Here is a 24,827-nt window from a genome sequence, read left to right on the forward strand (position 1 = left end):
CGGATGCCTGTCGCTCCAGGGCCATTGGCGGGAACACCCGGGCGCACGAGGTCTGTAGGACGAGACCGCTGTTGGCGCCTCGACGCTCGGAGAGGCACAAACCCGAATGCGCTGCGCGAATGCGGTACGGTCCCGCGACGGGCAGGCTCGGTGCCGGCGAGCGAGGCGAGGATTCGACGGAGGACGGGTCGTACGCCAGGCGGGCTTTCTGGCCGGAGGCCGCCCCAGGGTGAGGGGTGCTGGCTGTCGCGGTCAACATTAACGCGGCGCCCACCGTGCAGCATCCGGCGATCGAGGCCATACGGTGAGCAGCGGACGGTCGGCGCTGATCGGGGGTTCGGCCGCTCGGAGGAATGGTCGTCGAATCGGCCTGCGGGCGGGGACGACCGGTGGGCGGGGCCTTCTCGCCAGCAGAGCCCGCGCCATTCCCGTTGGCCGCTTCCCCCGCCAACGAGGGTGCGGCATCGCTCATCGCGATCCGGCGGCGCGCCAAGACCCAGGGTTCGAGGTCCTCCTCGGTGCCTCCACAGGCGCGGGCGAATGACCGGACCTGTCCTTCTCGTGGCAGCCGAGGGCGAGCGGGGTTGAGCATGTCGGCGATGGTCGCGGCGGGCAGAACATCTCCGGCGGCCTGGACCCTCCGCTCCAATTCACGGTACGAGAATCCCGACCATGCCTTCAGTCGTCGCAGGTCGTTCTTGAAATCAGAGACGTCCTGCGGGCAGCGGGGAGAAGGAAAAGAATCCTCAGATCCCATGGCAGTTCTTTCCGTCAGGGAATGACTCGAAGCACGTGCGGAACACTGCGCATCCTACCTGCGAGCTGCCCTTGATGGCCTGCGCCCGCATGGCCGCTCACACACGGTGGACTTCCCTGGCGCTGGGTCGTCACAGCCGCCCGCACTGGATTGTGACCTGCGAAAATACGTTCTCGGACAAGGTCGGTCAGGGGCCTACACGGCGAACCCTTCCCGTTCGTTCGCCCGGCGGTGAGGCTCGGGGCACCGACTCGGCAAGGAAACCGGGCAGACGAGCGCCAAAGGAGCCAATGGAATCTTCCAGAACGAGAGCCGTGATATCAACTTCACTTACCGCCACGGCGTTGTTCATGCCGGGAGGCGCTCCGTCCGCCTCAGCGAATGCCACCAACTGCTTCGTCCACATGTATCCGCGGCAGCATCGTCTACAGCGGCGGCATCAAACGCGACTCCAAGGAGCTCCTGGAGGCGGAAGTGGACCTGCTCATGGACGGGTCCGCGGTGGCGGGGCACGATAGCCAACTGCTTCAGCGCGTCTTCCTGCTGGGCTACCGGGTTCTACCCGAACCGTGCCGGAAATCAACGCTGGTGCACACGGTTCGTCGCGACAAGTGTGGCGTTCGCGCAGCGATGCGAGGGCAGGGCTGGTAGGTGCGGACATCGGTCAGTGGCGGATACCTACCGGGACTGCTCAGGAACGTCGACCTGTTCCGACTTGAGACTTCATCCGAACAGAACGGGAGACCAGGCCTGGTGCGCGGTCGTCTCGGGCTTGGTCATCGACACCGCACGCAAGTGCGAGGCCAAGGGCTGGTGAACCATCCCGGCACCACGCCGGACACGTCACCTCATGCGGAGCCATTTATGCCGTTCACTGGCTCAAGGGCACACTGGTCGCCGTCGCCTTCGCCTTCGTCCCGTGCCGGACGCGGTGACGCTGCCGCGCCCCGCTGCCACCGCAGGGGCCCGCCGCGCGCGCTGTGGCGGGTGCGGGGGGCGGGCGTTCGGGCCCGCGATCGCCACTCCCGTCCGCGGAGTGCGCTGTTTCACACACCCCTATTGAGGTGCGCGAATATCGCTCCGTACGAACCCGTACGTTCTCGAACAGTCGGGAATCTTGTCGGCCGCGCAGCCGCGACTGAGCCTCATTACTGGCAGCGCAACTCCAAGCGCAGCGCCATCGAAGGCACCACCGGACGAATGGAGTCTGTATGCGCACCCAACGCACCAAGGCCGCAGGGATCGCCCTTGCCCTGGCCGCGGCCGGGACCGTCAGCTTGGCTGCGGCCCCCGTCGCTGTTGCGGCAGAGAGCAAGGCCGCCACTCCCGACTGCTACTCCACCAAGGGGCGGACGTGGGGCCGCGGCCACTGCACCACACGCGGCAACTACCTGTGGAAGGTCGAGGTGTGGTGCACGCTGGGCGCCTCGAACTCGAGCGGCACGATGAGAGGACTGGGCTCCTCCCCCTACGTCTACTGCCCGTGGGGCAGGGTCAACGCCGTGTCCATCACGCATCTGTCGTAGGAAGGACGGTCCGCCCCTGCGGCAAGCAGGGGCGGACCGCACCGGACGGCCGCACCTCGCTCGCGGTCGCACACCAAAACTTCCGGCTGGCCCGTCCTCTTCTGCATCGGCGGCACCCACCACGGAATGCTGATCTACCGCTGATCCGACTTGAAGTACCGGCCCGCGAACAGAAGACACGGCCAGACCGACCCCTGAGCCAGACCAACCCGGGCGCCGACGGGACACCGCGACGCCCCCGCCGGGCAAGGCATCGACGCCGTCCGTCCCATCCGCGACCAGATCCGCACCCGCATCGAAAAGTTCGCCATCGAACTCACCGGCTGACCCCGACTCGCCGACCGCCAAGGGGACCTGCCGCGCGAGACGCAGACGCCCGGGCCCGCCGGGCGAGCGCGCCGGACTCGAACTGCGGCAAACTGCGCAGCCCCAAACGCCAGCACGACCCAGAGCAGGGAAATGACCAGCGCGGCGATCGCCACGTTGTCCTCCGAGTTCGTTGAGGGGAAAGCAGGTCAAGGGACGCGATCAGGAGCAGCAGACGCACCCGGGCGGGCAGGACAGGCAGTCGGCGTCGGCGCCGGTGGCCGCCGCGGCGGCGGTGGACCCGGCCGCGGCGGGGACGGCGCAGCAGGTGTCGCCGCGCCAGGCTTCGCGCCCTTCCTTGACCGCGACGGCGGCGATGACCAGCGCTGCGACCGGGTCGGCCCAGGTCCAGCCGAACAGGCTGTTGACCGCCAGGCCGACCAGCAGCACGCCCGACAGGTAGGTGCACAGCAGGGTCTGCTTGGAGTCGGCGACCGCGCTGGCCGAGCCCAGCTCGCGGCCCGCCCGCCGCTGCGCGTGCGAGAGGAACGGCATGATCACCAGGCTGAGCGCGGCCAGCACCAGGCCGGGGGTGGAGTGTCCGGCCTCGCCCCCGCCGACCAGCGCTCGGACCGAGTCGGCGGCCACGTAGGCGGCGAGCGCGAAGAACGAGACCGCGATGATCCGCAGCGCCCGCTTCTCGCGCCGCTCGACCAGCTCGGGGTCCGGGCCGAGAACTGCCAGGCGACCGCGGCCGCGGAGGCGACCTCGATCACCGAGTCCAGGCCGAACGCCACCAACGCGCCCGAGGACGCCACCGTCCCGACGCTGATCGCGACGCCGGCCTCGCCCAGGTTGTAGGCGATGGTGGCGGCCACCAGCAGGCGCACCCGGCGGGCCAGTACCGCCCGGCGCCGCGGCGAGGGCCCCAGCGACAGGGCCGTCATGACCGCCCCGCCCCCGCGGTCTGCGGTGCGCAGGCCCCGACCTGGCCGGTGCCGGTGGCGCCGTAGGTGGGGCACAGCGCCACGGCGCGGCCGGTCGCGGCCAGCAGGTGCTCGGCCGCGCGCAGCAGATCCAGCAGTTCAGGGGCGGCGATGAAGTAGAACGACTGACGGCCCTCGGCGCGGTAGGCGACCAGCTTGCAGCCGCGCAGGCAGCCCAGATGCTTGGACACCGTCGACTGCGCCAGCCCCAGCTCGCGGGTCAGGTCCACCACCCGCGCCTCCCCCCGCGCCAGCCGCTGCACGATCGACAGCCGCACCGGATCGGCCAGCGAGTGGAACAACGCCGCCGCCGGCGCCAGCCCGTCCAACGAAGTCATTCCACAATCAGAATCAATCGCCATATCGTGATGATATGCCGGGATGGGGATTAGTCGTCAAGGGTGGGGCGTGCCGCCGGCCCTCCGGGAGAAGTACCTCTCCAGCTTCACCCGCGAGGGGTCTCGTGGAACGACTCGTACCGGCCGGGAGGGAGAGTTCGGCCGTCAGAAGCGGCGGACGAATCTCCCCCTCCTTTCCCACGCGGTCGGTCCGGCGACGGCTGCTACATGGCGTGCTCCCAACTGCCGCGCGTGTCGACGTCCGCCGCGTCCGCCAGCGCCTCCAGCTCTGCGATCTCCTCGTCGGCGAGCTCGATGCCGCGAGCTCGGACCAGCCCGTCGATGTAACTCGCCTTCGTGACCCCGATGATCGGGGTGGCCCCCTTGGCGATGGCCCAGGCGGTGGCGACGTCGGCGGCGGACGCGCCTCGGTCCTCGCCGATCGCCCGCATCCTGTCCGTCAGCGTCTGAAGCTGGGGCAGGATGCCGTTGTAGACGGCCGCCCGGCTGCTGCCCTCCGGCAACGGATGGGCCGGGCTGTACCTGCCGGTCAGCGCCCCTTGCTCAAGGACCATGTAGGAGAAGAACCGCACGTCGTGCTCGCGGCAGTGGTCGAGAATGCCCGCGCGCTCAGAGCTCCGGTACAGGAGGCTGTAGTGGTTCTGGACCGCCTCCACACGGAAGCCGGCCTCGCCGAGGATCTGATCGGCGAGAGCGATCTCTTTCAGGTTGTGGTTCGAGACGCCGACATGCTTGATCCTGCCGCTTTCCAGCAGCGGAATCAGAAGCGGCGTCCAACGGGCCACGTCGGCGGGGTTGTGGATCCAGTACAGATCTACGTAGTCGGTGCCCATCCGGTCGAGGCTCTGCTCCAGCATGTCCGCGACCGGATCGTCGCCGTCGCCCGCGATCTGCGGGGTGAACTTCGTCGACAGCTGGTACTCGCTCCGGTCGTAGCCCTTCAGCGCCTGAGCGAGCACCGTCTCCGAGTGGCCCATGCCGTACACCACCGCGGTGTCCCACAGGGTGAAGCCGTTCGATTGCGCTTTCTCGACGACCTCTCGCAGGCCGGGCGCGGTCAGCTGACTGCCGAAATAGCCGTCGCCCAGCTCGCCGCTGTCTCCCCAGGCCCACGTGCCCAGCGCCACCGCCGGAGCTGTCAGCGTCTTGCTCGTCATGTCCCCTACCTCCATTGCATGTTCTTCGGCCGTGGCGCCTTGTGGTGAACGCCCCGGTCGGCCGCGGCGTCAACCGGCTCGGCAGGCGCAGTGTCGGCATCGCCGTCAGCGGTGCCTTGACGATCACCCCGACCGCGAAGACGGTGCGCCGGCCCTGCTGCGGCTCGCCAGGGCCGTCGATAACGTCCCGCAGTCGTGCTCATTTCTCATCACCACTCGGATCGTTCGATCCCAGGAGACCGCGATCGCCGCCACCGGAGAAGGTCGCGCTTATGGGGGTATGACCTCGACCCCCCTCGCGCTGGGACCAGCGGATACCGTGAATGACATGGATCAGCAGCCCGGACACCGCGACGAGATCCGGCACTTCCTCGCCAGCCGGCGCGCCAAGATCACCCCGGCGCAGGTCGGACTGCCGACCAGCGCCCGGCGCAGGGTCGCCGGGCTGCGGCGCGAGGAGGTCGCCGTCCTCGCCGGCGTGAGCACGGAGTGGTACACGCGGCTGGAGAAGGGCCACATCGGCGGCGTGTCCGAAGACGTCCTTGACGCGGTCGCTCGCGCCCTGCGACTGGACCACGACGAACGCACCTATCTGTTCGACCTGGCCCGGTCATCGCGGCCCGCGAGCCGTACGCCGTCGCGTCGCAGGGACGTCGAGGTCCCGCCCCAGGTCCAGTGGCTGCTCGACTCCATGACGATGTCCTCGGCGTTCGTACGCAACGGCCGCACAGACGTCGTCGCCAGCAACTCCCTGGCCCGAGCCCTGTACGCGCCGATGTTCGACAGCGCCACCACCGACCAGCGCGGCCGCCCCAACATCGCCCGCTACGTCTTCCTCGACCCCGGCGCACCTGACTTCTTCGTCGACTGGGACGCCGCCGGCAATGCCACCGCCGCCCTGCTGCGCGCCGAGGCCGGGCGCGAGCCCCGCGACCGGGCCCTGCGCGAACTCGTCGGCGAGCTGTCCACCCTCAGCCCCGAGTTCCGCGGCCTGTGGGCCGCGCACGACGTCCTGATCCGCCACGACGGCATCAAACGGCTCCAGCACCCCGACGTCGGCCACCTGGAACTGACCTTCCAGTCCCTCGACCTGCCCCTCCCCGGCCGAGCCGTGCACGACCTGATCACATACACCGCCGAACCCGGCACCGCATCCGAAGACCGGCTCAAACTCCTCGCCAGCTGGGCGGCCACGACGCAATCTCGGGCAGCAGAGTCCACCCGCGACTCCCCTCGGCCCGGGTCGCTCTGATCCGTCGCGGTCCCCCCCGGGCGAGGGTGTTCAAGGGCCCGTAGCCGGCGTCAGCGCTGATCCGCCAGCCGTTCTGGTCAGGCAGGTCACCCAGAGCGGGTCGGTAGAAGATCCCAAGTTGCAGCGGAACTGGAAACGATCTGGGGCGAACTGCTCGGGCCGGAGCCGGGCCCCGTCCCCGACGACATCGGCTTCCTGCGCGGGGCGGGGACTCGGTGCTGGCCGTGCGGATGTCAGCGCTACTCCGCAAACGGCTCGCGGTCGAACTGGCGCCGGCGGACGTGACGGTGGAAAGCACCCTGGCGGAGCTGCCGGCGCTGGTGGCGTGGCGGTCGGACGGACCTGCGCGGGCGCTGCCGGTCGACATCGAGCGCCGCGCCGCCCTGGACGCCCGTTCCCCTGCTGCCGTTGCAGCAGGGCATGTGGGAGCTTGTCGTAGTACCCGGCGCACTTCTACGCCGACGTGGCGCTCACCGGAACGGACCGAGGAAGAGGCCGCAGCAGCGCTGCGGGACGCGCTGCGGCGGCTCGCACTCCACCCGTGCTGCGCACCCGGGTCATTCGGGACGGCATGCAGCGCGTGCCGCCGCCCGACGCACCCGGCACCGTTCCGCGGTTCGGCGTGCCGGCCTGCGCGAGGCGGACGAGACCGAGGTGGACGCCACGATGCAGGCTGTACGGGCCGAGATGAGCACCACCGGGACCGATCCGCTCACCGGTCCCGGGATCGACGTGCGTCTCAGCCTGCTGCCGGGCGGGCGCGGACGGCTGCACACCGCAATAAGCAGGGTCACCCTGGGCGACTGGTCGGCGACGCTGTTGAACCGCGAGCTGCTGGCCTTCGCCGCAGACTGAAACGCGGTGTCTGCACCGCTCGACGCGGACCTCGGCGACTACGTCGTCGCGCAGGAGAGGCTGCGGGAGTCGGAGGCGTGGCGCGCGGCCCGGAATCAATTGTCGGACACGGCCGTGGCTGTGAAATGGAAGTCTCGATGGACGGGCTTGCCGTTGTCGTCGCCCGTGCTGACGACGGCGTGCGTGGTGGCGACCTCGACGACATGAGCGTTGGCGCGCGGCCGGTACGGGCCGAAGATGGTGGCTACGACGATGGGCAGTTCGAGGAACGCGGTACTGAACGTGACCTTGAATGTGCCCTTGTTGGTGGCAGGGTCGATCTTGGCCACCGTGAAGCCGTTGCCCGCGACCCGGTGGCCCTGCCTGTTGACGCTGCCGCGCACGACGGTGGGACCCCGCCCGCCGGGCTGAAGGTACAGGAGATACCCGCCCTCGCTGCCCAGGAAGATCCGCGCCGATCCTTCTAGCCCAACGAGTTCGACCTTCCTGCCCTTGCTGCTCTCGACGACGACTCTTACATGCTCTAGGCACCAGTCGTCCTCACCGGGGTCGCTCGCGTTGGGTATGGGATAGAAACGGATGTACACGGGATAGGAGTGGACGTCCGCCATCGTGCGAGTCGTCGGGTCGTTGGCCGCAGCGGATGTGACAGTGGCGCCCTGGCCGAAGACGAACGTCTCGGTCGAGCCGGCTTCCAGCGTGCTTCCTTCGCGGCGGGAACAGCGCAGTTCACGGCCCGCAAGGCCGAGAAAGACCCGACTGCCGTGCGCTGTCTGGGGCTCGACGCGGTCGAGTATCTTGGCGGCGTCCTCCTTCTTGCTCGTCCGGAGTGCGACGGTCACTTTTTTGATCATTTTTGTCATGTGCTGGCCCCTTTCTGGCGCTCGTCACCGCCGGCGGCGGGCGTAGCCCTTCAATTCGGCACCCGCAAGCCGGATCGGATTGGCTGGAAACTCGCTAACTAACCACACCTGACTCAGTAAGTAGTGTCACCTGTAACAAGATCCATTGCAGCCGTTAGAACGACCACAAGCGGTCACGAGGCATCTACCGGACTGGGTTGATGATGAATGCTGAATAGGCTGCACGCGAAAAGCGCCTGTTGAACTGCCACGGGCCCTTTCCATCCTGCGGCGACGGACCGTTGGTCGCAGTCCCCGAGGGCTGGGCGGGGCGTTCGCGCGATGTGCTTGTGACTGTGGTGCGGTCTGGGGCTCGCGTTCGCGGACCTCGTCGGAGTGTGGTTCGTGTCGCCGTATGTCTACGACAACCGCGACGGGCCTGTACGAGCAGTTGGCCGCTGGTCGGGCAACGAGTGGTCTCAGGATGTTCGGCTAGTGCGGGGAGCAGCCAGCCAGCGTGGCCGCCGACAGCCGACCGCGCTGGCGCAGCAGCAGCACCAGTGAGCCCAGCCGATCGGCGTGCTTCCGAGAACTCTACGGAATACACGACACAGGATGTCGTGATTCGTTGGGACGCTTAACGGAGTGATCTTTCAGCTTCCCTGAGCGGTCACTCCATACGGTCTGGGCGCGCAGGTAGTTCCCGCAGGCCGAACGTCGGTGGTCTAGCGCTGCCTGGTTCGGGCGCCTGTCGGTGTCCGCTTCTGCGATCCCAGTCGTTATTCACCTACACAAAGGAGTATCAGATGGCGTCTCAGCTCAACCCGTGCCTCGCCTTTAACGGGAACGCGCGGCAGGCGATCGAGTTCTATCGGGCTGTCCTCGGCGGCGAGCTGGAAATGGGCACGTACGCCGAATACGGCTCGCCGGACGTGTCTCACCCCGACAACATCATGCACGCCACGCTCCGCACGCCGGACGGCTACACGCTGATGGCGTGGGACGTTCGGGAAGAGATGCCCCACACCCCGGGCAACAACGTCGCGGTCTTCCTCGGCGGCGACGACGCCGCACTTCGTGGCTACTTCGAGAGGCTGTCCGTCGGCGGCACCGTGACGTTGCCTCTGGAGAAGCAGTCGTGGGGTGACGAAGCCGGCTCGCTCGTGGACCAGTTCGGGATCACCTGGATGGTCAATATCACCCAGCACTCTTGACCGACCGCGATACCAGGAACGCCCGTCCCGAGAGGCGGGCGTTCCTGCGTCGGTCAAAACCACTGATCGCCCTCGCGCACGGCGAAGGTGTTCGGTACCCGCCACACGCACCCCGGCGGTGATCGATCGGCCGGTCCACGCACTCCCCCGGCATCGTCGCCTTCCGGCGCGCAGGCGTTGTCGGCGGAGGCTGCGGCGATGGTGACTACGCGCCAGTACATCTAGGCTGCAACGATGCAGTTTGCAGGCCGGACGAACGACTACGACAGCTTCGCGGCAACGTACTCGGCGGAGAACGAGAACAGCCTCGTGAACGCTTACTACGAGCGGCCTGCGATGTTGGCGCTCGCGGGAGACGTGACTGGCCGTCGGATTCTGGACGCCGGCTGCGGTTCGGGTCCACTTACCGCTGCCCTGCGCGACCGTGGCGCGGTCGTCACCGGTATTGACGCCAGCGCCGGAATGCTGGCGATGGCTAGGAGGCGGCTTGGTGACGACGCCTGCTTGCACGTGGTCGATCTGAACGACCCCCTGCCGTTCGAGGACGAATCGTTCGATGACGTGGTGGCGTCGCTCGTTCTGCATTATCTGGAGGACTGGGGGCCGACGCTGGCCGAGTTTCGACGTGTGCTCCGGCCCGGCGGGCGGCTGATCGCCTCGGTGAGTCACCCGTTCACCGCCTACGCACACCGGGATCCTCGGCCCGACTACCACGCGACCACCAGCTATACCTTCGACTGGATGCTCAACGGACGGTCCGTCCCGATCCAGCTCTGGCGCAGGCCGTTGCACGCGATGACCGACGCTTTCATTACGGCCGGGTTCCGCCTTGCTGCGATCAGCGAGCCGCAGCCCGATCCGGCGGCCCGTGAGCTGTTCCCGGACGGCTTCCAGGAACTTTCGACCCATCCCAACTTCCTGTTCTTCGTGGTCGAAGCACCGAAGTCGGCCACCGGTTCGGACGGCTAGTGGCTCGTCTTGCCCGAGTGTTTTCGTCCGGCCGGGCGGGAAGGGAGGCGGCTGTGCGGTGGCCGGGCGATCACCGTCGTCACGGGCGGGGCGTCCAGGACCGGCACGGCGGCGAGGTCGCGGCGCAGGTCGGCGCCGGCTGACTCGGGAACGACCACGGTGGTACGCCCGAGCGCGATCAGTTGGAAGAGCTGCGTCGCGGCGATCGCCGTCCGGCTGGCGTCCCTGCCGGACGACGGCCCGACCGGCCAGTTGTTCGGCGACAACGGGGCCGTCCCCTGGTGACCTGGCTTTCGGACGCGTTCGTCGTCGTTCAGTACGCGGCCCGCCGTACGGGTTCACCCCAGGTGCCAGAGGGCGATGGTGTTCTGGGAGTTGGTGGTGGCCACAGTGTGGCCGTCGGGGCTTTGGGCGAACAGGCCGATGGTTCTGTTTCCGGGCTTGGCGGTGGCCCCGTCGTGCTGCCGCCCCTTGGCGGGCGGGGCCTCTGGAATGGTGACGGTGTTCCGCTTGGTGAGGGTGGCCGTGTCCCAGAAGTGCAGGTCCGTCCAGTCGGAGACCACGACGGTGTGGCCGTCGTCGCCGTACGCCAGGCCGGTAATGGTGCCGCCGTTGCCGCCCAGCGTTTGAACGAGCGCGTTGCCTGTGGCGGTCCTGAAGAGGCGGACGTCGTTGGTCGGAGGGCCGACGCTGGCGGCGACCATGGCGCCGTCCGGGCTGAACACGAGGTTCTCGGCACCCATGGAGACGTTGAGTGGCTGCACGAAACGCAGCTTGCGGGCGGCCACGTCCCAGAACAGCAGGCTGCCCGGATCGAGAACATCGCTGCTGTTGGCGTCGCCTCCCGAGACGGACTGATAGTCGCTGACGAGTGTGCCGCCGTCCCGGCTGAACGCCATGGTGGAGGTGCGGCCCCCGGCAAGGGCGGGCCGTCCAGCTCACGGGTGTCCGGATTGTAGAAGCGAATCTGGTTGTCGTCGAAACCGCTCGCGGCGAATGACCTTCCGTTCGGGCTGAAGGCGATCGTCACGAAGGTCTCTTCTGGGGTGCCGCCGGGACTGGTGATCTCCCCCAGCAGGTTCAGCGTGGCGGCGTCCCAGAACTGGGCCCCTTCGATGCCGCCCGTCGTCAGCGTGCGGCCGTCGGGGCTGAAGGCCAGGGTGAAGACCATCGAGCTCGGGACGGTCCTGGCCCGCTCCTTGCGGTCCGCCACGTCCCACACCCGCACCGCGCCGCCTCCGGTTTCGGTGGAGGCAAGGGTCTTACCGTCCGGGCTGAAGCTGAGGGCACTGATCACGTTGCCGTGCTGGAGGGTGCCGAGCGCTCGCAGGGCGGAGCGGTCGCGGGCGGCCAGGATCCCCGCGGGAACGGCGGCGGCCACCAGGAGGCCGCCCACCCCGAGGAGGAGACGGCGCCGCGTGGCCCACAGCGCCGCCACACCGGAGGACTCCCCCGGTGCTGCCTGCCGCTCTGCTTGTGGGTCGGTCGGCAGCGTGGGGCGCGGGAGGCCGGGTCGCTTTCCGGCGGGAGCCGTCGGCTCCTGGCCAGAGCGGTCACCTTCGGCTGGCGGCCGGTCGTTCCCGAATCCCGCGTCCTGCGGCTGCTCGCCCATTTCGCCTCCCGCAACGGGGGCTTGGCTCGTCTCGTATCCCGGCAGACGGTAGTGCCGCGACGCCGGGACCCGTCCCGGTCGGCGCTCCCCCAGCGGGTGGTGCCAGTCATCCCTGAGGCAAACGCACCACCGGCTGCTGTTGGAGAGCCGTTTCGCCTCCCCCGGTACAGTGGATTCACATGATCGACTCCGAAATCGAGATCACCGCAGACCTGGTCCGCGACCTGCTCCAGGAGCAGCATCCGGATCTTGCCGGGTTGGCCATCCGCGAGGTTTCGGGTGGCTGGGACAACCAGCAGTGGCGCCTCGGGACGAGTTGGTCGTACGCATGCCGCGCACGGAACGGGCTCCGGACCTCCAGCACAAGGAACGTCGGTGGCTGCCCGTCCTGGCTCCGCGCCTGCCGCTCCCGATCCCGACCCCGGTGCGGCTCGGCGAACCGTCCGCGCGCTTCCCCAAGCCCTGGACCGTGATGGCGTGGATTCCCGGCGAGCCGCTGGACCACTCCTCGATCAGCCGCGGCGACCACGCTGCCGACGCGCTGGCAGTGTTCCTCAAGGCACTTCACGTGGAAGCGCCCAGCGAGGCGCCGATCAGTACGGACCGCGGCGCCCACCCCAAGGAATACACGGACGGCTTCGACCAATTCTTTGAAGCCGTTGTCCCCGGCGACATCGCCGACGACGTGCGGGCAGTCTGGAACGGCGCCGTTGCTGCGCCCGAGTGGCAGGGGCCGCCGGTGTGGGTGCACGGCGACCTTCATCCCGCGAATGTCGTCGTCTCGGACGGGACGCTCTCAGGTGTGATCGACTTCGGTGACATGTTCGCCGGCGACCCTGCATGGGACCTCGCGGCCGCGTGGGTGATCCTTCCTGAGGGCACCGCCTCACGTTTCTTCGACGTCTATGCGTGTGCGGACGAGGGGACGATCCGGCGCGCCCGCGGGCTGGCTGCTCTGAAAAGCCTGGTCCTCATGCAGATCGGCCAGAACGGAGACCGGGGCCTGCCTGGCGGCAAGCCGACGTGGGGGCCCGCAGGCCGGGCAGCGCTCGATCACGTTCTGCGGAGCGGTTCGCTGTAGGAACGGAGCGACCGACCGTACACCCGTGCTCATACGCCGCCGTGGACGTGCAGGGCGAGGCGGACGGGTTGCCGGACGTACAGCACGTGCTGCGCGGTCTACGACGTGGTGCGGGGTCTACGACGTGCTGCGCGGTCTACGGCGTGGTGCGCGGTCTACGGCGTGGTGCGGGATAGCAGGCCGTTCAGGATGAGGGCGAGGCCCGCCTCGAACGCCGACTCGTGATCGATCGCCGGCACGTCAGCCGGTAGGTCGGAACCGGTGTCCGGGTGGGCGGTGTCCGCCTGCTCCTCCAGGACGCTGCCGACCGTGAAACGGCTGGCGGTGAGCATGGCCATCTGCGCGTCGTGCTCGGGGACGCCGGAGGCGACGAGGAAGTTCATCTTGCGGCGGATCCGGTCGAGGTCTCCGGTGGGGGTGCTGCCGGCGTGGAGGCGTGCGCCGTCCCGGCGCATCAGCAGGGTGCGCCTGAAGTTGCGCGTGTTGTCCAGGAACCAGTCGCGCCAGTCGTCGTCGGGCGTCGGCAGGGCCGCGGTGGCGTGGGGTGCCATCGCTGCCTCCGCCATGGCGGCGAGGAGCTCGTTCTTGGTGCGGAAGTGCCAGTAGAGCGATGGCTGCTCGACGCCGAGCCGCTTCGCGAGCCGTCTCGTGCTGACGGCGTCCAGTCCGACCTCGTCGAGCAGATCGAGCGCCTCGGCGATGACCGTCTCACGGTTGATCTTTGTCACTTTGACAATCTATCGCTGATAGGTGACGGTGGAAAGGAACCTTTCAGCGATAGATTTTGGGGTGGTGGCCATGGCAGGCGGATCGGGAACGCGGTCGCTGCGGGTACTCGTCGCCGGTGGCGGGGTCACGGGGCAGGCTCTGGCCTACTGGCTCGCCCGGGGCGGCCACCGGGTGACCGTTGTCGAACGCTTCCCGGCGCTTCGGGCCAGTGGAGCCCAGGTCGACCTCCGGGGGCAGGGCATCCAGGCCATCGCTGCCATGGGTCTCCTGGACGCCGTCCGAGGCAAGCTCGTGGACGAGGCGGGCGTCGCGTTCGTCGACGCCCGCGGCAGGGCCAAGGCGACGATCATGGCCAACACCTCGGGGCGGGGCCGGCAGACCCTGACGTCCGAGTACGAGATCATGCGCGGCGATCTGGTGCGCATCCTGCACGACGCGACGAAGGACGACGCCGAGTACGTCTTCGGCAAGAGCGTCGACGGCTACGAGCAGGACGGGGACAGGGTCGTCGCGCACTTCTCCGACGGGTCCTCCGGCGAGTTCGACCTCCTGGTCGGCGCGGACGGCCAGGGATCGCGGATCCGGCGGGCGCTCCTCCCCGAAGGCTCCGACCCGTACTGGCGGGTCGGAATCCACATGGCCTACTGGTTCGTCCCGCGCATCGCGTCCGACAGCAACATCCGGGACACCTACATGGCCCCGGGCGGACGCCAGATCATGCGCCGCAGCCACAACCCGACCGAGACCCAGGCGTACTTCGTGATGCGGGACGACTCCGAGGAGTCCTCGGCGATCCATCGCGCGCCCGTCGAGCGGCAGCAGGAGTTCTGGGCCGACAGGTTCCGCGACGCCGGATGGCAGGCCGAGCGCTTCATCGACGGGATGAGCACGAGCCCGTTCTTCTACTCGCAGGAGATCGTCCAGGTACGCGCCGACATCTGGTCCAGCGGGCGTGTGGTCCTGGCCGGGGACGCCGCGCACTGCGCCTCCCCCTACAGCGGCATGGGAATCTCGGGCGGCCTGGTCGGCGCCCACGTTCTGGCGGGTGAGATCAACCGGCATCCGGACGATCTGCCGACGGCGCTGGCGAACTACGACACCGTGCTACGGCCGTTCGTCAGCGAGATCCAGGGTGAGGTCAATCCGCGCCTGCTGCGTCTGGGCATGCCGATGTCCCAACGTGCCATCGACGCCTTCCAGGCCGCCACCGCACTGGCCTGCTTCCTGCACGTCCCCGACCTCGCCGCACGCTTCTCCAAGGCGGACCGCGGCGGCAACTGGCAACTCCCCCGCAACCCGGTGTCGAACGGATGATGGGGAGTTCGCGCAGGGGGGCATCGCGGTCACGCGGGCAGGGCTGAGCCGTCGTCGGCCGCGTCGGCGAACCGGCGGAGCGTACTGGTGTCCTCAATGGTGACGTGGCGACGCAGATGGCATGACACCAGGCCCGCGGCACGCAGTTCGGCAAGGGCCCGGACCACGGTTTTGCGGGAGTCGCCGATCCAACCGCCGAGCTCTCCCTGGGACAGCTCCCCGCCGGGAACGGTGATCCGTAGGCCGTCGGAATGGTGGATCGGGCCGTTCTCGGGGCGGCACAGTTCCACCAGCAGGCCGGCCAGGCGTTGCGAGGCGGTGGGATAGTCGCGGATCGTACGGAGCCGATCGGCCTCCAGCAGCCGGGCCAGCTGCACGTGATGCAGGGCGGACGAGGCGTGGGGCGCGCGGTGCAGGAAGTCGGCGAAGCTGCGCGCGGGCAGGCTCATCATGTGCAGCCCGCCGGAGATGACGGTGACGGTCTCGGCCGAGTCGGCCCCGGTGAGCACGGCCGCCACACCGATGAGTTCGCCGGGGCCGTACAGGCGCAGGACGGGGCTCCGCCCGGCCTTGTTCACCGTGGCCTTGGCCCAGCCGCTGCGGATGATGGCCACCTGGTCCACCGGTGCGCCTTCGACATGGATGTCCTCACCTTGGATGGCGAGGCCGGTGGCGGTACGGGCGCGAAGGGTGCTCTGCTCCTCGCGGGAGAGCATCCCCCAGTAGTCGCGGACGTGTGCCGCGTGCGGGCCGGTCCCCCGCGCGTCGCCTCCGACGGCCATGAGACTCACCGGCCGTAGAGGGCGAACAGGATGGCCGGCACGCACGCCATCAACGACGCCGTCGCGGTCAGCACCCGCGCCCGCGCCCCGACGGGAGTGGCGTGGACGATGAACATGGTGAGCCCGACGAACGCCAGGACGGTGAGTCCTCCGACGGCGAGGGACAGCGCATGGGCAGGCATGTGAATCTGCTCCCTGCAACGATCACGGCTTGGATGTGGTGTTGTTGATGCACCGATAGCCGATCAGCAACGGGCCGGTGCGTGTCGTTCCTGGAAGCCCAGCCCAACGCATCGACGACCAGTGATTGGGACGCTATGCGCCCTTCACCGGTGGCGGAAGAGGCACCACGTCCACCACAAACGCGAGTTGCCCTCGGGCTTCCAGGCACCGAGGGCAACTCACCAGGTCAGCACCCACATCCAAGCCGAGAACGCAGGCTGTCCCACCCCCGAGTATCGCCCTCGTGGTCGCGACGCATTGGGCCAGATGACCCCGACAACTATGCAAGGGCTAGAAGAATTGTTGAACGATTCGAGAGCGGGTGTGCTCTTGGCGACGGCGGCTGATCTGCCGCGTGGCCCCATGATGGGGGCGTGGATTTTGAGGCTTATTGAGGTGAGCTGGTCGCGTACTGCTACCGGCTCGTCACCAACGTCTGCCTGACCGCGCTGGGCGGGCGTAGGCGGCGGCCGTTGCCGTCCGGGCTGGGCGCACCGAGCGACGATCCCGGGGTACCGCTCACCCCGGCCCTCGATGTCGTGTGGCTCCAGCCGTTCCCCGACGCGCGGTTCGACGTCGGCGCCGGCGAGCGGCTCTTCCCCGGCGGCGGGTCACCCGCCTACCTGGAGTGCCTGTCGGCCGAGCAGGTCGGCGCCGCCGTCCTCACGCGGTACGGGAGGACGTCAGATGACCGTTCGCGTTCTCGCCCGTACGGGGCCCGGCCGGGTCAGGACAGGCGTATTCCGAGGGCGTGTTCGGCTTGGGCCGCCAGCCAGGCGGCGGCGCGGTCGTAGGGCCAGCCGTTCTCTTGGACCAGGGTCTCGTAGCCGGTGAAGCCGAAGTGGAACCACAGGACGTCGGCGGCGAGGGCGGTGTCGACGCCGAGCGCGCCGATGGCGTGGAGGTGGTCGGCGACGGCGTCCAGCGCTGACCGGTAGCGGCGGGTCGCGGTGCGCAGGGACTCGGCGACGGCCTCGTCGTGCGGGGCCACGCTGCGCGCCGTGCGCATGATGTCGCCGTACTCGACGCGCATGTCCCGGACGACCTCGGCGGTGAGCCGCAGCACCTCGCGCGCGTCGCGGGACGCGGTGATCAGGGCGCCGCGCTCGGCGACGATCGGCGCGACGCTCCACCGCTCCACCAGGGTCGCGATGAGGCCGTGCTTGCCGCCGGTGACGGCGTAGACGGTCGCGGGCGCCACCCTGGCGCGCTCGGCGATCTGGTTGACGGACGTCGCGAAGTACCCGCGTTCGGCGAACAGCTCCCGCGCGGCGGTGATGATCGCCTCGCGGGTCAGCTCGGCGTACTCGGCGCGGCGGCCGGTGGAGGTCGAAGGCACCACGGAATCCTACCGCCCAGGTCAGGCCACTTGTCCATTCATCAGAGTTGCACTCTGATGAATGGATTTGTACTCTCCCCACCGGACGATCAACTCAACAATCGGGGGCCACGCCATGACGATGCAGAGCGAAGCCGCTGGACGGGCTGCGCAGGACGCCGCCCGAGCGCTACGGGCGCTGATCCCGGCAGAACGGGTGCTGACCGAGGGGCCCGGGTACGCCGCCGCGGTGGCGCTGTGGAACGCGGCGGTCGTCCGCCGTCCCGCGGTGGTCGTCCGGTGCGCGGACGTGGCCGACGTCCAGGCGGGCGTGCGGACGGCGCGCGAGTTCGGGCTGCCGCTGACGGTGCGGGGAGGCGGCCACGACTGGGCCGGAAGCGCCCTGCGCGACGGCGGGCTGACGCTGGACCTGTCCGGGATGCGCGACGTTCGGGTCGATCCGGAGCGGCGCCACGCCGTGGTCGGCGGCGGTGCCACGGCCGGCGACGTCCTCGCGGCGGCCGAGCCGTTCGGCCTCGTCGCTGCGACCGGCACCATCGGCTCGGTGGGCATCGTCGGCCTGACCCTCGGCGGCGGCTACGGGCCGCTGGCCGGACGCGCCGGCCTGGCCGCCGACAACCTGGTCGGCGCCGAGGTGGTGCTGGCCGACGGTTCCGTGGTGGACACCGACGCCGAACACGAGCCCGACCTGTTCTGGGCGCTCCGCGGCGGCGGGGGCAACTTCGGCGTGGTGGTCTCGGCCCGGATCCGGTTGCACGCGGTGCCGTCCGTCGTGACGGGCGTGGTGCTCTACCCGCGGACGCAGGCGGAGCAGGTGTTCGGCGGGCTCCGTGAAGCCCTGGCGGCCTCACCGGACGAGCTGACCGTCCAGTCCGCCGTGGGCGCCGGCCCGGACGGTGAACCGGCCGTGATGGTCCTGCCCACCTGGTCCGGCGCGGCCGACGCCGACGACGCGCCGTTGCAGGCGCTGACCCGGCTGGGCACGCCGCTGGCCGTCCAACTGGACAGCGGTCCGCTGGCGGCCGCGATCGCCGCACGCGAGGCCATGTTCCCGCCCGGACGGCACATCACCATGGGCACCCGTTCGGTGCGCGAGCTGACGCCCGAGGTCGTCGCGGCGCTCACCCAGCACGGCGCGGCGCTGCCGTCACCGCTGTCGGCGCTCTCGCTGCACCACTTCCACGGCGCCGCCGCCCGGATCCCGGCGTCCGCCACCGCCTTCGCGGCACGCGAGCCGCACCTGATGGTCGAACTCATCGCCGTCCGCACCGATGCCGCCGGCGGCGAAGCGCACCGCCGATGGATCGAGTCGGCGTCCGCGGCCCTCGCCCCGTACGCCCTCCCCGGCGGCTACCCCAACCTCCTGGGCCCGGACGACACCGCCCAGACAGCCCACGCCTACGGCCCCAACACCGCCCGCCTGCTCAAGCTCAAGAGCACCATCGACCCCGACGCCGTCTTCTCCGCCATCCCCCTCCCCACCACCACCCCCTAGCGCCGCATCCAGGAACGTTCACCGGCGGCCGAGGTGTGTAGCAGTTCGAGCACGCGGCGTACGTCGGGGCGCTTGGTGGTTCCCGCTCGGCTGACGGTGAAGATGGTCCGGGACACGGGGTGGGTCAGGGGGTGGAGGCTGAGGGGCGCGGTGGTTTCCGGCAACGCCATGCGAGGGATCAGGGCGGCGCCCGCTCCTGCCGCGACCAGGGCGGCCAGTACGGCGAAGTCGCTGCTGCGGGCGCGGATGTCCGGGACGAAGCCGGCGGTGCCGCAGGCTCGCTGGACCATCTCGTAGCACGAGGTCTCCGGCCCGGGCGTCAGCCACGGCACATCTGACAGGCGCGAGAGGTCCGCGGGCTGCCCGGTGGCCAGGTGCAGCGCCTCGGCCTGGGCGGGGTGCAGGGCGAGCAGCACCGGCTCCTCCATCAGTACGGCTTGCTCGCACGCGGCGGGGAAGTTGCGCGGCAGCACGGTGTAGCTGTGCACCAGGGCGAGATCGGTGGAGCGCTTGCGCAGTTGGTCGAGGGCTTCGTCGGGTTCCTGGACGGAGAGGCGCAGGGAAGGGGCCGGATCGGCGTCCGTGGCGGCCAGGCGCTGCCACAGGGGCGCGATGAGGGCGCGGGCGGCGGAGGCGAAGGCGGTGATCCGTACGATGCCGCGGCGGCCGGTTTGCAGGGCTGCCAGGCCGGCCTCGGCCGCCGCGAGCTCCGCGAGGATGATCTCGGCGTGGGCCACCAGCAGTTCCCCGGCCGCGGTCAGCCGCAGCGTGCGGCCCACCTTCTCCACCACGGGCGTGCCCGCTTCCTTCTGCAAGGCGGCGAGATGCTGGGAGACCGCCGGTGGCGTCAGGTGCAGGGCCTCGGCGGTGGCCGCGACGGTGCCGTAGGCGGCCAGGTGCTGGAGGATCCGCAGGCGGCGTACGTCGAGCACGGACGGCTCCTTACTCGGATGGCTCGGAACGGGTCGAGGGTTCCAAGTGTGTCCCTGATGCCTTCGACCAGCAGAATCCTCACCGTGTCGGCGCCGGACGGCTCGCCGCCTGGTCGAAGGCGGCCTCGGGCGCGTCGCCGTACGAGGTTCCGGAAGGAGGCGGAGCCTGCCGCCTGTGCCGGTTGATGAGGATCACCCCTGCCACGCTGACCGCGCCGCCCATCAGCTCGACGAGGTGGGGCACCTCGCCGAGCCAGACGAACGAGACGATCAGCGCCACCGGCGGCACCAGGTACAGGGCCGCCGTGGAGGTCGCGAGCGGCAGGCGGGCGACGGCGTAGGCCCAGATGACGAAGCCGAGCGCGGACGGCAGCAGGCCGAGGTAGATCGCGGACGCCAACGCGCCCGCCGGCGCGTGGAGGGTGGCGGACCACGCGGCGGGGACCAGGGGCAGGGCGAAGAGGGTTCCCGCGACCATCGCGTAGGTGGCGACCTCCAGGCCGGTGTAGCGGCGGAGCAGGGGCTTGGTGGCGAAGTGGTAGGTCCCTTGGACGGCGGCGGCGGCCAGGACGATGAGGGCGGAGACGGTGAATCCGCTGGTGCCCTTGGCCAGGCTGACCATCGCCGCGCCGACGAGTGCGATGGTGCTGCCGACGATGATGTCGCGGGTCAGCCGTTCGCCGAGGAACGCACTTCCCAGCAGGACGCTGAAAACGGGCGCGATCGCGATCAGCAGACTCGCGGTCCCGGCCGCCACCTGGACCTCGCCCCAGTTGAGCAGGGCCTGGTAGGCGGTGACGCCGGTGGCCCCGCACAAAGCGATCATCGGCAGGTCGCGGCGCCTGGGCAGGCGCACCTTGGCCAACGGCGCCACCAGCGCCAGCGCCATCGCCGCGACCACGATCCTCAGGAACGACAGCGCCGCCACTCCCAGACCGTCGATGCCGACCCGGATGGCGGGGAATGCCGAGGCCCACAGCACGACGGTGCCCGCCAGAGCGAGAACGTGAGCGGAACCGATGCGCGAGATCATGCCGCCCAACGTTCCGTACCGCAAGAGGAAGGTCCAGTTACTCTTTACTGCAAGAAGCTTAAGAATGAGTTATGTATTGGGTCGGTGTGTCGGCGCATGGCGTTCAGGTGGCTTTGCCGCGGGCGATGTAGATGTTCATGTCGGTGAAGTCGAGGGTGATGTTGTACGGCTTGAAGAAGGAGTGGAAGAAGCCGCCCAGCGTTTCGAATCCGTATTCGTCGGCCTGCATCTGTGGGGCCGCGTTGCAGTAGACGTCCTTGGCGACGGCGTTGCCGATGCGGATCTCCGACGGGTAGCAGGGGTAGACGACCGTTGGGTGGCTATGGCCGAAGGTTTCGAGCGGGCGGTCGTAGTCGGTGCGGATCCGCAACCGCTTGGCCACCTCCCCCTTCATGACGGCGGCGCACTCGCTGACTCCGCCGATGTTGACGCCCACCATCCGTGGGCCGGAGCCGGCGAAACTGCCCGTGCTGTGCACGTACTGCTCGCGGGCCAGCCACAGCGGCAGGGGTTTCGCACCCGCCCGGACGGCGTCGGCGCGTACTTTCCTGGCCGCCTCGGGGGTCCGGCGGCGCAGGATCAGCGACCGGCCCGCGTAGTCGAAGGTGGTCAGGAAGTGGTAGAAGATCCACGTGCCGATGATGCCGTCGCCGGACGCGGGATCGTCCTGGTCGGTCTGCGTCCACTCGACGGGGACGTTGCGCAGTTCGATGCCGCCCAGCTTGAACGAGTCCGCCACCCCGAAGTACATCCATGCGGTGCCGTTCTTGTACTCGATCTGCTGCTTGGCCACGGCGCGCAGTCCGGCTTCCTCGGCCGTTTTGGCGGACATGCCCAGCCACGGGGCGCCGGTGTAGAACATGAAGCGTTTCGGGGGACCGCCGTTGACCGAGACCTCCACCAGTGGTGACGGGTCCATCTGCTTCCACGGCACACGGCCGATGTCGCCGTGGATCTGATACGGCTTGCCGCGGACCGCCGCGAACCATTCGGCCCGGGTTTCCTGGCCGGCCGCCCGCCAGCGCGGTACGGCGAGGGAGAGTTTGTCCTGCCGGGTATAGCAGTCGCCCAGGAACCGGTTGGTCTGCTTGTCGTCGGGCGCCAGTTCGAGGGCCATCGTGAGGTACTTCTCCGCGTCGGGGAACTTGTTGCCCAGCAGCCCGACGTAGCCGCGCTGGCGGGCCGCGTGCAGGTTCGCGGGGTCTGTCTTGAGGATCTCCTCGTACGCGCGGCCGGCCTGCTCGAACTTCCCGGCCCTGAACAGCGCGTCCGCGTCCCTGCTACTGGCCTGCGCCCTGGCCGCCTCCCCCAGCAGCGGTGTGGTCGCGGCGGCGCCGGCCACCACGGCGGCGCCCCGAAGCAGCGAACGCCGGTCCCATGCTCCGTCGTTATCCATGGCCTTCTCCCCTTTTCGTGGGTCACCTTCTGAGGCCGGGACGCCATTGCCCTCGGCACGGACCGGTGCGGTCCATGCCTCCACTGAAGACGGAAGAATGTTGCGGCGGCGTATGCGTATTTCGATACGCCCGCGATACGCCTGCCTCTGGCCAAGCGCAAAGGCGAACTCAAAGGCAGGAGCCCGGGCTTCCCGGATCCGTGTAGCGGCCGTTCCGGGGACGCTACGCCACCGGCGGGGTCTCCCCCGTGGAGCCGGCCGCCGTGTTTTCGATCGACGATCTGGCGGCGCCGTTCGGGGACGATCCGTGCGATGTGCGAGGCAGGCGGATCGTGACGAGGAGGCCGCCGGTGGGACGGGGGGTGAGGTCGATGGTCCCGTCGTGGGCTCGGACGATGCTGTGCACGATGGCCAGTCCGAGGCCGACACCGGCGTGCTCGTCGGTGCGTATGCGTTGCGTTCCGCGTTGGAAGGGCTCGGTGAGCGTCGGTATGAGTTCCGATGGGACCTGATGGCCGGTGTTCTCGACCCTCAGCACGCTCGCGTCGGGCTGCGATTCGGTGTGGACCGTTACAGTGCCGCCGGTGGCGAGATTGTGGACGATGGCGTTCTGGACCAGGTTGGTCACCATCCGCAGGATGAGCGCCGCGGAGCCGACGGTGGGTGTTGCCTCGCCGGTGACGTCGAGGGTGATCTGGCGCTGTTCGGCGAGGGGAAGCAGCGTCTCGGTGGCCTCTTCGGCGATGAGGGACAGGTCGACGGGCTCGCGAGTGAAGTTCTGGCGGTCGCCGCGGCTGAGCAGGAGAAGGGCCTCGATCAGATCGATCGCCCGGGAATTGACGGTGTGGAGGCGTTCGATGAGCTCGTCCTGCTCCCGCTCCGTGTCGTTGCGGGCGACGTCCAGGAGTGTCTTGGAGATCGCCAGCGGGGTGCGCAGTTCGTGCGAGGCGTTCGCGGCGAACCTCTGCTGCTCGGCGACGTGGGATTCGAGCTGTTCGAGCATGGTGTCGAAGGCGTCGGCGAGTTGACGGAACTCGTCTCTGCGGCCGGGTAGCCGGATCCGGTGGGCGAGCGACCCGTTCGCGGCCATGTGCGTTGCGTCCGTGACACGAGTCAGCGGCGCGAGCATCCGTCCGGCGAGGATCCACCCTCCCACCAGGCCGAACACGAGCAGGAACGCCAGCACTACGGCTGCCGCTGGGACGAAGACGGCTGGGCCGAAGCTGCCGAGGGAGAAGACACGCTGGAAATCGGAGAGTTCGGGAACGCGGTAAACGGCGGACGTGCCTCGCAGGAGGAACAGCCACGAGGCCGCGAGCAGCAAGGCACCCGCGAGCATGACGAAGCCGACGTAGCTGAGAGTGAGTTTGAGGCGAACACTCAAACCGGGGGCTCTATCCACGATCTCCTCCCTCACGTCCGGTGTCCGGTCGAATGCCGGTGCGGTGCCCGGCGCCGGGCACCGTGGCGATGAGCCATCGTTTGCCGAGCTTTTCGCGCAAGGCTGAGACGGTTATGCGGACGGCGTTGGTGAACGGATCGGCATTGGCCGGGCGACCTCGTCCCCGGAGTGCCCGGGATGTCACGGTCCAAGACCGCAAGCTGGGCAGGACCCGTCCTCCGCGATCAGCACCCATATACCCGAAGCCTAAGCAGTACGGCATATCGCCGACATATCCAAACGGGACCCGCGCCCCGGCACGGTGGCCGCGATCTCCTCTGCTTCTCACGACGTCGCCCCAGCCTTCTCGGGCGCGGGGTCATGGCTTCACAGGCTCAAGTCCCGGGCGCGCGGGTGCGGGCGCGGAGGGCGGCGTCGTCCAGGCGGGCGACCGGCCGCTCGTACGGCAGCCCGGAGGCCGGCCATGTGATGTTCAAATGTCTGATGTATGTATGCTGTCCACCATGAAGCGCATCAGTACGCCGCGGAGGTCGGCGAGTCTGTCCTCGCAGCTCGTGGACAGCCTCCGTTCGCACATAGAGGCAGGGGGATGGCCCGTGGGGACGCGGATCCCGCCGGAGCAGACCCTCATCGAGGAGCTCGGGGTCGGCCGCAGCACGCTGCGGGAGGCGCTCGGCGCGCTCGTGCACCTGGGGCTGCTGGAGCCCCGGGTCGGGGACGGCACGTACGTCCGCTCGTCGAGTGAGCTCCAGTCGGTCATGGTGCGGCGCGCGAGTTCGGCGCAGCGGGACAACGTTCTCGAACTGCGGACCGTCCTTGAGGAGTACGCCTCGGGAGCCGCCGCCCTGCGCCGCAGCGAGGACGAGTTGCACCAGCTGAGAGAGCTGCTGGCCGAAGCCGACGCGGCCTGTGCCGGGGAGGACATGGCCGCGGCCGGAAAGGTCGACGCCCTGTTCCATCGGGCCGTCGTCCGGGCGAGCGGGAACGACCTGCTGATCGAGGTGTACGACTACCTCGGTACGGCTCTCAGCTCGGCCCTGGGGGGCCTGCCGTGGGACGCCGTCGGAGCCGAGGAGCATGCCGGACTGCACAGGCGGCTCGTCGACGCGATCGAGGCCCGGGATGCGAACGGCGCCCGCGAGGCGGCGGCCGCCATCGTCCGGCTCACTCGCGACCACGAGGCCAAGGCACCACGAGAGGCGGAGGGGCGGTGAGTCCGGAGCGGACGTCGGTATCCGATCAGCACTCCACCTCGACGCGGCGGGCC

At 69.3% G+C, this 24,827-nt stretch carries 21 protein-coding genes and 4 pseudogenes; 9 read left to right on the forward strand and 16 right to left on the reverse strand.

The window, feature by feature from the left end; genetic code table 11:
* Positions 1-1,968 precede the first annotated feature (1,968 nt).
* Positions 1,969-2,283 (forward strand): hypothetical protein, encoded by a 315-nt coding sequence (locus tag GEV43_RS41840; RefSeq protein ID WP_160826233.1) that lies wholly within the window; start codon positions 1,969-1,971, stop codon positions 2,281-2,283.
* A gap of 528 nt (positions 2,284-2,811) precedes the next feature.
* Here GEV43_RS41840 and GEV43_RS55630 read toward each other — a convergent pair.
* From GEV43_RS55630 to GEV43_RS41860, 3 genes and pseudogenes are all read right to left on the reverse strand, one after another.
* Positions 2,812-3,536, reverse strand: a pseudogene (locus GEV43_RS55630) (cation transporter).
* Positions 3,533-3,913 carry a helix-turn-helix transcriptional regulator gene (locus GEV43_RS41855; RefSeq protein ID WP_160826234.1) on the reverse strand — a complete coding sequence of 127 codons (381 nt, stop codon included), beginning with the start codon at positions 3,911-3,913 and terminating at the stop codon, positions 3,533-3,535. Before GEV43_RS41855 ends, GEV43_RS55630 begins: the two are co-directional and overlap by 4 nt.
* A 224-nt stretch (positions 3,914-4,137) precedes the next feature.
* The gene (locus tag GEV43_RS41860) at positions 4,138-5,091 is read right to left on the reverse strand and encodes an aldo/keto reductase (protein ID WP_160826235.1); all 954 of its coding nucleotides are present in this window, start codon (positions 5,089-5,091) and stop codon (positions 4,138-4,140) included.
* Positions 5,092-5,419: 328 nt separating this feature from the next.
* On the opposite strand from GEV43_RS41860, the gene GEV43_RS41865 reads away from it, so the two are divergent.
* Both GEV43_RS41865 and GEV43_RS41870 read left to right on the forward strand, forming a co-directional pair.
* The gene (locus GEV43_RS41865) at positions 5,420-6,343 is read left to right on the forward strand and encodes a helix-turn-helix transcriptional regulator (RefSeq protein WP_160826236.1); all 924 of its coding nucleotides are present in this window, start codon (positions 5,420-5,422) and stop codon (positions 6,341-6,343) included.
* Between the two features lie 666 nt (positions 6,344-7,009).
* Positions 7,010-7,198: a hypothetical protein gene (locus GEV43_RS41870; RefSeq protein ID WP_160826237.1), complete on the forward strand. Its 189-nt coding sequence runs from the start codon at positions 7,010-7,012 to the stop codon at positions 7,196-7,198.
* A gap of 95 nt (positions 7,199-7,293) precedes the next feature.
* On the opposite strand, the gene GEV43_RS41875 is transcribed toward GEV43_RS41870, so the two are convergent.
* Positions 7,294-8,061: a hypothetical protein gene (locus tag GEV43_RS41875; protein WP_160826238.1), complete on the reverse strand. Its 768-nt coding sequence runs from the start codon at positions 8,059-8,061 to the stop codon at positions 7,294-7,296.
* Between the two features lie 785 nt (positions 8,062-8,846).
* On the opposite strand from GEV43_RS41875, the gene GEV43_RS41880 reads away from it, so the two are divergent.
* Together GEV43_RS41880 and GEV43_RS41885 are read left to right on the forward strand one after the other, a co-directional pair.
* The gene (locus GEV43_RS41880; protein WP_160826239.1) at positions 8,847-9,254 is read left to right on the forward strand and encodes a VOC family protein; all 408 of its coding nucleotides are present in this window, start codon (positions 8,847-8,849) and stop codon (positions 9,252-9,254) included.
* A gap of 234 nt (positions 9,255-9,488) precedes the next feature.
* Positions 9,489-10,223 (forward strand): class I SAM-dependent methyltransferase, encoded by a 735-nt coding sequence (locus GEV43_RS41885; protein ID WP_160826240.1) that lies wholly within the window; start codon positions 9,489-9,491, stop codon positions 10,221-10,223.
* On the opposite strand, the gene GEV43_RS41890 is transcribed toward GEV43_RS41885, so the two are convergent.
* From GEV43_RS41890 to GEV43_RS56775, 3 genes and pseudogenes are all read right to left on the reverse strand, one after another.
* Positions 10,220-10,489: a hypothetical protein gene (locus tag GEV43_RS41890; protein WP_206681662.1), complete on the reverse strand. Its 270-nt coding sequence runs from the start codon at positions 10,487-10,489 to the stop codon at positions 10,220-10,222. The genes GEV43_RS41885 and GEV43_RS41890 overlap by 4 nt on opposite strands.
* A gap of 72 nt (positions 10,490-10,561) precedes the next feature.
* A complete protein-coding gene (locus GEV43_RS52640; RefSeq protein ID WP_241684464.1) occupies positions 10,562-11,122 on the reverse strand; it encodes a WD40 repeat domain-containing protein in 561 nt (186 codons plus the stop codon).
* 326 nt (positions 11,123-11,448) lie between these two features.
* A pseudogene (locus tag GEV43_RS56775) lies at positions 11,449-11,835 on the reverse strand (hypothetical protein); the annotation flags it as partial.
* A gap of 179 nt (positions 11,836-12,014) precedes the next feature.
* Here GEV43_RS56775 and GEV43_RS41905 point away from each other — a divergent pair.
* Positions 12,015-12,916, forward strand: a pseudogene (locus tag GEV43_RS41905) (aminoglycoside phosphotransferase family protein).
* A gap of 155 nt (positions 12,917-13,071) precedes the next feature.
* On the opposite strand, the gene GEV43_RS41910 reads toward GEV43_RS41905, so the two are convergent.
* A complete protein-coding gene (locus GEV43_RS41910) occupies positions 13,072-13,644 on the reverse strand; it encodes a TetR/AcrR family transcriptional regulator C-terminal domain-containing protein (protein WP_160826242.1) in 573 nt (190 codons plus the stop codon).
* Between the two features lie 70 nt (positions 13,645-13,714).
* Between GEV43_RS41910 and GEV43_RS41915 the strand changes: the two genes are divergently transcribed.
* Entirely contained in the window at positions 13,715-14,959 is a 1,245-nt protein-coding gene (locus tag GEV43_RS41915; RefSeq protein ID WP_160826243.1) for an FAD-dependent oxidoreductase, read from the forward strand.
* A 29-nt stretch (positions 14,960-14,988) separates the two neighbouring features.
* On the opposite strand, the gene GEV43_RS41920 is transcribed toward GEV43_RS41915, so the two are convergent.
* The 3 genes from GEV43_RS41920 to GEV43_RS41930 all read right to left on the reverse strand — a co-directional run bounded on the left by GEV43_RS41920 (position 14,989) and on the right by GEV43_RS41930 (position 17,302).
* Positions 14,989-15,675, reverse strand: a complete 687-nt coding sequence (locus GEV43_RS41920) for a Crp/Fnr family transcriptional regulator (RefSeq protein ID WP_160826244.1) — start codon at positions 15,673-15,675, stop codon at positions 14,989-14,991.
* Between the two features lie 71 nt (positions 15,676-15,746).
* The gene (locus tag GEV43_RS41925; RefSeq protein WP_160826245.1) at positions 15,747-15,923 is read right to left on the reverse strand and encodes a hypothetical protein; all 177 of its coding nucleotides are present in this window, start codon (positions 15,921-15,923) and stop codon (positions 15,747-15,749) included.
* Positions 15,924-16,690: 767 nt separating this feature from the next.
* Positions 16,691-17,302, reverse strand: a complete 612-nt coding sequence (locus tag GEV43_RS41930) for a TetR/AcrR family transcriptional regulator (RefSeq protein WP_206681664.1) — start codon at positions 17,300-17,302, stop codon at positions 16,691-16,693.
* Between the two features lie 115 nt (positions 17,303-17,417).
* On the opposite strand from GEV43_RS41930, the gene GEV43_RS41935 reads away from it, so the two are divergent.
* On the forward strand, positions 17,418-18,797 hold the full coding sequence (locus GEV43_RS41935) for an FAD-binding oxidoreductase (protein WP_241684465.1): 1,380 nt from the start codon (positions 17,418-17,420) through the stop codon (positions 18,795-18,797).
* Here GEV43_RS41935 and GEV43_RS41940 read toward each other — a convergent pair.
* The 5 genes and pseudogenes from GEV43_RS41940 to GEV43_RS47760 form a co-directional block, all read right to left on the reverse strand.
* Entirely contained in the window at positions 18,794-19,729 is a 936-nt protein-coding gene (locus GEV43_RS41940; protein ID WP_160826247.1) for a LysR family transcriptional regulator, read from the reverse strand. The two genes, GEV43_RS41935 and GEV43_RS41940, sit on opposite strands and share 4 nt — an antisense overlap.
* Positions 19,730-19,808: 79 nt before the next feature.
* Positions 19,809-20,762, reverse strand: a complete 954-nt coding sequence (locus GEV43_RS41945; RefSeq protein WP_160826248.1) for a DMT family transporter — start codon at positions 20,760-20,762, stop codon at positions 19,809-19,811.
* Positions 20,763-20,865: 103 nt separating this feature from the next.
* Complete coding sequence (locus GEV43_RS41950; RefSeq protein WP_160826249.1) at positions 20,866-22,242, reverse strand: aspartyl protease family protein; 1,377 nt, start codon at positions 22,240-22,242, stop codon at positions 20,866-20,868.
* A gap of 139 nt (positions 22,243-22,381) precedes the next feature.
* Complete coding sequence (locus tag GEV43_RS41955) at positions 22,382-23,575, reverse strand: HAMP domain-containing sensor histidine kinase (protein WP_309240267.1); 1,194 nt, start codon at positions 23,573-23,575, stop codon at positions 22,382-22,384.
* Positions 23,553-23,711, reverse strand: a pseudogene (locus GEV43_RS47760) (response regulator transcription factor); the annotation flags it as partial. The pseudogene GEV43_RS47760 and the gene GEV43_RS41955, both read right to left, overlap by 23 nt.
* Positions 23,712-24,063: 352 nt before the next feature.
* On the opposite strand from GEV43_RS47760, the gene GEV43_RS41965 reads away from it, so the two are divergent.
* Entirely contained in the window at positions 24,064-24,774 is a 711-nt protein-coding gene (locus tag GEV43_RS41965; protein ID WP_160826250.1) for a FadR/GntR family transcriptional regulator, read from the forward strand.
* The last annotated feature ends 53 nt before the right edge of the window (positions 24,775-24,827 follow it).

It is taken from the genome of Actinomadura sp. J1-007 (genome assembly GCF_009793335.1).
Lineage (GTDB): Bacteria > Actinomycetota > Actinomycetes > Streptosporangiales > Streptosporangiaceae > Spirillospora > Spirillospora yumaensis.